The organism is Mycobacterium sp. GA-1841 (assembly GCF_001954135.1).
Classification (GTDB): Bacteria; Actinomycetota; Actinomycetes; order Mycobacteriales; family Mycobacteriaceae; genus Mycobacterium.
On sequence record NZ_MBEQ01000107.1, the window covers coordinates 1 to 6,086 of the forward strand.

General features: G+C 67.3%; 5 protein-coding genes and 1 pseudogene. 2 read left to right on the forward strand and 4 right to left on the reverse strand.

Annotated features, from left to right (window positions below):
• The 4 genes and pseudogenes from A5740_RS23875 to metG form a co-directional block, all read right to left on the reverse strand.
• Positions 1–205, reverse strand: a pseudogene (locus A5740_RS23875) (RNA polymerase subunit sigma-24); the annotation flags it as partial.
• Positions 205–1,386: an NAD(P)/FAD-dependent oxidoreductase gene (locus A5740_RS23880; RefSeq protein ID WP_076198215.1), complete on the reverse strand. Its 1,182-nt coding sequence runs from the start codon at positions 1,384–1,386 to the stop codon at positions 205–207. The gene A5740_RS23880 and the pseudogene A5740_RS23875, both read right to left, overlap by 1 nt.
• Positions 1,387–1,480: 94 nt before the next feature.
• Entirely contained in the window at positions 1,481–2,830 is a 1,350-nt protein-coding gene (gene gdhA / locus A5740_RS23885; protein ID WP_076198217.1) for an NADP-specific glutamate dehydrogenase, read from the reverse strand.
• Between the two features lies 1 nt (position 2,831).
• The gene (metG, locus tag A5740_RS23890) at positions 2,832–4,400 is read right to left on the reverse strand and encodes a methionine--tRNA ligase (protein ID WP_076198219.1); all 1,569 of its coding nucleotides are present in this window, start codon (positions 4,398–4,400) and stop codon (positions 2,832–2,834) included.
• A gap of 24 nt (positions 4,401–4,424) precedes the next feature.
• On the opposite strand from metG, the gene A5740_RS23895 reads away from it, so the two are divergent.
• Positions 4,425–5,279 carry a TatD family hydrolase gene (locus A5740_RS23895; RefSeq protein ID WP_076198221.1) on the forward strand — a complete coding sequence of 285 codons (855 nt, stop codon included), beginning with the start codon at positions 4,425–4,427 and terminating at the stop codon, positions 5,277–5,279.
• A gap of 95 nt (positions 5,280–5,374) precedes the next feature.
• Positions 5,375–6,086 (forward strand): ubiquitin-like domain-containing protein (locus A5740_RS23900; RefSeq protein ID WP_139335321.1); only part of this gene is annotated, 712 nt, incomplete at its 3' end.

The following is a 6,086-nucleotide window of genomic DNA, read 5'->3' on the forward strand; positions in this document are numbered from 1 at the left end:
GGGTGACCAGCTGGGCCAGATAGGCCTTGGTGTCGGTCACCTTCGCCAGGTCGACCTCGGCCCAGCGCAGGTAACTCTCCTGCAGCACGTCATCGGATTCGGTTGCCGTGCCGAGGATCTCGTAGGCGATGGTGAACAGCAGCGGCCGCAACAGCGTGAACCGCTCGGCGTGCTCGTTCGAGTTACCTGCGCCGGCGGTGGACATCAGACGAGACTCTCCTGCTGCGCCGCGGCGAGCTGACGGGCCCGGTTGTCACCCTTGAACCAGAAGTAGGATCCGGGCTTGACGCCCTCCTTGCGCAGGAAGGTGATGGTGGCCCGGCACACCTGCTCCTTGAGGAACGCACCGGTGCGCCCGCCGATGTAGACGTGGCGCGGGCTGTCGTCGGAGTGGCACAGCTGCACGGTTCCGGCCTTGCGGCCGACGCTCACGCACTGTCCGGCGAACGCCTGGTTGAGGGCCTTGGGTTGGGTGCCGGCGATCCGGGCCAACACGGTGTCGGCGGCCTGGATCCCCATCGGGCCCGCCGACTGGCAGCTCATCCGCAGCGGAATACCCGATGGTGCGGCGGCGTCACCAGCTGCCACGATGCGGGCGTCGTCGAGACTCGTCAGCGTCTCGTCGGTGAGCAACCGGCCCAGCTCGTCGGTGCGCAACCCGCTGGCCGCGGCCAGCCCGGGCACCCCGAATCCGGTGGTCCACACCGTCACCGCGCTGGGCAGTCGGTTGCCGTCGGCCAGACTGATCGCATCGGCCTCGACCGCCGAGACCAGGATCTCGGGTCCGTCGACGATGGTGACGCCGAGCTTGGTCAGCGCCTTGACGATCGAGCGCCGGCCGCCGCGGCCCAGCGAGGCGCCGACCACATCGGTGACGAGCGTGACGTTGCGGCCCACCTCGGCGAGCTCGGCGGCCGCCTCGATCCCGGTCAGACCGCCCCCGACCACGACCACCGGGGCCGGCATCGGCACATCCTGCAGCCGCGCCCGCAGCCGCTGGGCGTGTTCGAATTCCGAGAGCGGGTAAGCGAATTCGGCCGCGCCGGGCACCGAGGCAGGCACCCCGGCGGTGCTGCCCACGGCGTAGATCAGGTAGTCGTAGTCGAGTACTTCGCCGGAGGTCAGCTGCACCTGGCGAATCTCGGCGTCGATGCGTTCGGCGCCGTCGACCAGAAGCCGGACCCCGGCGCCCAACATCGTGTCGTAGGCCACGGCGGCGTCATGGTTGCCGACGGCCAGCTGGTGCAGCCGGATCCGCTCGACGAACTCGGGCCGCGGATTGACCAGCGTGACAGCGACTCCCGGCGTGCTGTGCAGATGGTTGGCCGCCAGCACTCCGGCATATCCACCGCCGATCACGACCACGTGAGTGTTCTGCGTGCTCATTGGGTGTCTCCTCTCAGAAGGCGTGTGCCCTCAAGACACCGCACGGCCCCGAGATGTGACAGCCGGCCGGGCAGATGTGGCCTAGATCACGGGATCAGACCAGTCCCAGCGCCAGCATCGCGTCGGCCACCCGGATGAAGCCGGCGATGTTCGCGCCGGCCACGTAGTTGCCCGGCTTGTCGTACTCGTCGGCGGTGGACAGGCAGCGGTCGTGGATGCGCCGCATGATCTCGGCCAGCCGGGCCTCGGTGTCGTCGAAGTTCCACGAGTCCCGCGAGGCGTTCTGCTGCATCTCCAGCGCGCTGGTGGCCACACCACCGGCGTTGACCGCCTTGCCCGGGGCGAACGTCACCCCGGCGTCCTCGAAGTTCTTCACGGCCTCCGGGGTGCACGGCATGTTGGCGCCCTCGGCGACGATCTGGCAGCCCGACTGGATCAGCATCGCGGCGTCGGCGCCGGAGAGCTCGTTCTGGGTGGCGCACGGCAACGCGATGTCGCACGGCACCTCCCACACGCTGCCGCCGGTGATCACCTGGGCCGAACCGCCACGGGCCTCGGCGTAGTCCTCGATGCGGCCCCGGCGCAGCTCCTTGACCTCCTTGAGCAGGTCCAGGTCGATACCCTTGTCGTCGCGCACGTAGCCGCCGGAGTCCGAACAGGCCACCACGGTGCCACCGAGCGCGTGCACCTTCTCGATCGCGTAGATCGCCACGTTGCCCGAGCCGGACACCACAACCTGCTTGCCTTCGAAGGACTGTCCGCGCGAGCGCAGGATCTCGTCGACGAAGAACACCGTGCCGTACCCGGTGGCCTCGGTGCGCACCTGCGATCCGCCCCAGGTCAGTCCCTTTCCGGTGAGCACACCGGACTCGTAACGGTTGGTGATCCGCTTGTACTGGCCGAACAGGTAACCGATTTCGCGGCTGCCGACGCCGATGTCGCCGGCGGGCACGTCGGTGTACTCGCCGATGTGGCGGTAGAGCTCGGTCATGAAGGACTGACAGAACCGCATCACCTCGGCATCGGAGCGACCCTTGGGATCGAAGTCCGACCCGCCCTTACCGCCGCCGATCGGCAGACCGGTCAGCGAGTTCTTGAAGATCTGCTCGAAGCCGAGGAACTTCACGATGCCGAGGTAGACCGACGGGTGGAAGCGCAGACCGCCCTTGAACGGTCCCAGCGCCGAGTTGAACTCGACCCGGAAGCCGCGGTTGATCTGCACGGTGCCGGAGTCGTCCTGCCACGGCACCCGGAAGATGATCTGCCGTTCCGGTTCGCACAGCCGACGGATGATGGCTCCGTCCGCGTAGTCCGGGTGCTTGGCCACCACCGGCCCGAGGCTGGTCAGCACTTCGATGACGGCCTGGTGGAATTCCTGCTCGCCGGCGTTGCGCTGCGCTACTTCCTCGTAGATTCCCTGCAGTTTCTCGTGTAATACAGCCATGTCAATCCATCTGGTAGCGGGGGAAGACCCCCGTTGGAGCGGGCAGTTCGGTCCCGGGCTTGATCCGGGTTCCGATCGAGTCGAAGTCACGGGCGTCGGCCGGCCGGCCGAGCAGGTCGAGAAGCTTGGCCGTCGAGTCCGGCATCACGGGCTGCGTCAGCGTCGCCGCGATCCGCACCACCTCCAACGTCGTGTAGAGCACCGTACCGAACCGTTGCTGGTCGGCCGGATCCTCCGACTTGCGCAGGACCCACGGTTCCTGCGCCGAGAAGTAGCGGTTCGCCGCACCCAGCACCGACCAGATCGCTTCAAGCGCAAGATGCATCGCGGGCACATCGTAGTGGGCGCGCACTTGGTCGAGCAGACCGTCGGCGGCATTCAGCAGCGCGACGTCGTCGTCGTCGAAGGTTCCCGGGTCGGGCACCACGCCGTCGAGGTTCTTGGCCACCATCGACAGTGAGCGCTGCGCCAGGTTGCCGAGCTCGTTGGCCAGGTCGGCGTTGATCCGGCCGATGATGGCTTCCTCGCTGTAGCTGCCGTCCTGGCCGAAGGACACCTCGCGCAGGAAGAAGTAGCGCACCGGGTCGAGCCCGAAGGTGTCGATGAGCGCGATCGGATCCACCACGTTGCCCACCGACTTGCTCATCTTCTCGCCCTTGACGTTGATGAAGCCGTGCGCGAAAACCCTTTCGGGAAGGGCGATCCCGGCTGACATCAGGAACGCGGGCCAGTACACCGTGTGGAACCGGATGATGTCCTTGCCGATCATGTGCAGCTTGGCGGGCCAGTACTTCTGGAAGTCTTCAGCGGCCTCGTCGGGAAAGCCCACGCCGGTCAGGTAATTGGTGAGCGCGTCCACCCACACGTACATCACGTGGTCGGGATGGTCGGGCACCGGCACACCCCAGTCGAACGTGGTCCGCGAGATCGACAGATCCTTCAGCCCACCGGAGACGAAGCTGACGATCTCGTTGCGGCGCACATCGGGGCCGATGAACTCCGGGTGGTCCCGGTAGTGCGCCAACAGCCGCTCGGTGTAGGCGGAGAGCTTGAAGAAGTAGGTCTGCTCCTCGGTCCAGGTCACCGGGGTGCCCGTCTCGATCGAGAACCGGGTGCCTTCGGCATCGGAGCCACGCACCTCGGTCTCGTCCTCGGCGAAGAATCGCTCGTCGCGCACCGAGTACCAGCCGGCGTAGGTGCCCAGGTAGATGTCCCCGGCCTCGCTCATCCGGCGCCAGATCTCCTTGCACGCCTCGTAGTGGTCGGCGTCGGAGGTGCGGATGAACCGGTCGAAGGAGATGTTGAGCTTCTCCTGCAGCCGCTGGAAGACGTCGGAATTGCGGTTGGCCAGTTCGGCCGCCGCGATGCCCTGGGCCGTCGCGGCCTCGGCCATCTTCTGCCCGTGCACGTCGGTTCCGGTCAGGTAGCGCACATCGAAGCCGTCGAGCCGCTTGAACCGGGCGATCGCGTCGGTCGCGATGTACTCGTAGGCGTGCCCGATGTGCGGCGCACCGTTGGGATAGGCGATGGCCGTGGTGATGTAGTACGGGACGTTGGAAGGCTCACTCATTTGCCCCCACCTTATGGTGTTGCGGTGGGGTCCAAACGCTCAGCCAGGGAGAAGCCGCCGGCTCCGGAGCCGTTGGCTCCGCTGGTCGACGCGCACACCCACCTCGACGCCTGCGGCGCACAGACCGCTGACGACATCCGCGCGATCGTGGACCGCGCGGCGGCCGTCGGGGTGGGCCAGGTGGTCACGATCGCCGATGACCTGGACTCGGCGCGCTGGGTGACCACGGCCGTCGAGGCTGATGAGCGCGTGTACGGCGCGGTGGCGCTGCATCCCACGCGGGCCAATGCCCTTGACGACGCGGCCCGGGCCGAGGTGGAGCGCCTGGCCGCCCATCCGCGGGTGGTCGCGGTCGGGGAGACCGGCATGGACCTGTATTGGCCGGGCCGGCTGGAGGGCTGCGCGACGCCGGCCGAGCAGCGCGAGGCCTTCGCCTGGCACATCGAACTGGCCAAGCGCACCGGCAAACCGCTGATGATCCACAACCGCGACGCCGATGCCGAAGTGCTCGACGTACTTCGCGCCGAAGGGGCGCCCGAGACAGTGATCTTCCACTGTTTCTCGTCGGGTCCGCAGATGGCTCACACCTGTGTGGACGCCGGCTGGGTACTCAGCCTCTCCGGAACGGTCAGCTTCAAGAACGCCCGTGACCTGCGGGAAGCCGCGCGGCTGATCCCGCCGGGCCAGCTGCTGGTGGAGACCGACGCACCGTTTCTGACCCCGCATCCGTTCCGCGGCGCACCGAACGAGCCGTATTGCCTGCCATACACTGTGCGGGCACTCGCAGAGTTGCTGGACCGGCCCGCCGAAGAGGTCGCGTCCGAGACCGCGGCCACCGCGGCGCGGGTGTACGGACTTAACGGGAGCGGCCGCGCCTAGTTGCCCGGTGTGGGCCGATTCGTTACCGTCTTGTGATCAAACCTCAACCGCCGGCGGTGAACTGTGCCGTCCGTACCGGGGAGAAAAGCTGATATATGGACGTGCTCGACAAACTTCATGAGTCCCGCTCACCGCTGCTGCGTGGCGTGGTGGGGGCCCTGCTGGTCACGCTCACCGCGGCCGGGGGTATCGCCGTCGGATCGCACAAGACCGTCACGCTGAGCGTCGACGGCGCGCCGATGACGGTGACGACGATGAAGTCCACGGTGATCGATGTGGTCGAAGAGAACGGATTTTCCGTAGGCGATCGCGATGATCTTTACCCCGCCGCCGACGAGTCCGTGCACCAGTCCGACACCATCGTTCTGCGCCGCAGCCGGCCTCTGCAATTGTCGTTGGACGGTAACGACAGCAAGCAGGTGTGGACCACCGCCTCGACGGTCGACGAGGCTCTCGCGCAGCTGAAGATGACCGACAAGGCACCCGCGGCGGCATCGCGCGGCAGCCGGGTGCCCCTCGGTGGGATGGCGCTGCCGGTGGTCAGTGCCAAGACGGTCCATATCGACGACGGCGGTGTGCCCTCGACGGTGCACCTGGCGGCCCCCAACGTCGCCGGTCTGCTCGCCGCGGCAGGGGCCCCGCTCGAGCAGAACGACACCGTGGTTCCACCGGCATCCGCCCCGGTCACCGAGGGTATGCAGATCCAGGTGACCCGCACCCGCATCGAGAAGGTGACCGAGCGGATCCCGCTGGCGCCGGACAACAAGCGCATCGAAGATGTCGAGCTCAACATGAGCCGGCAGATCG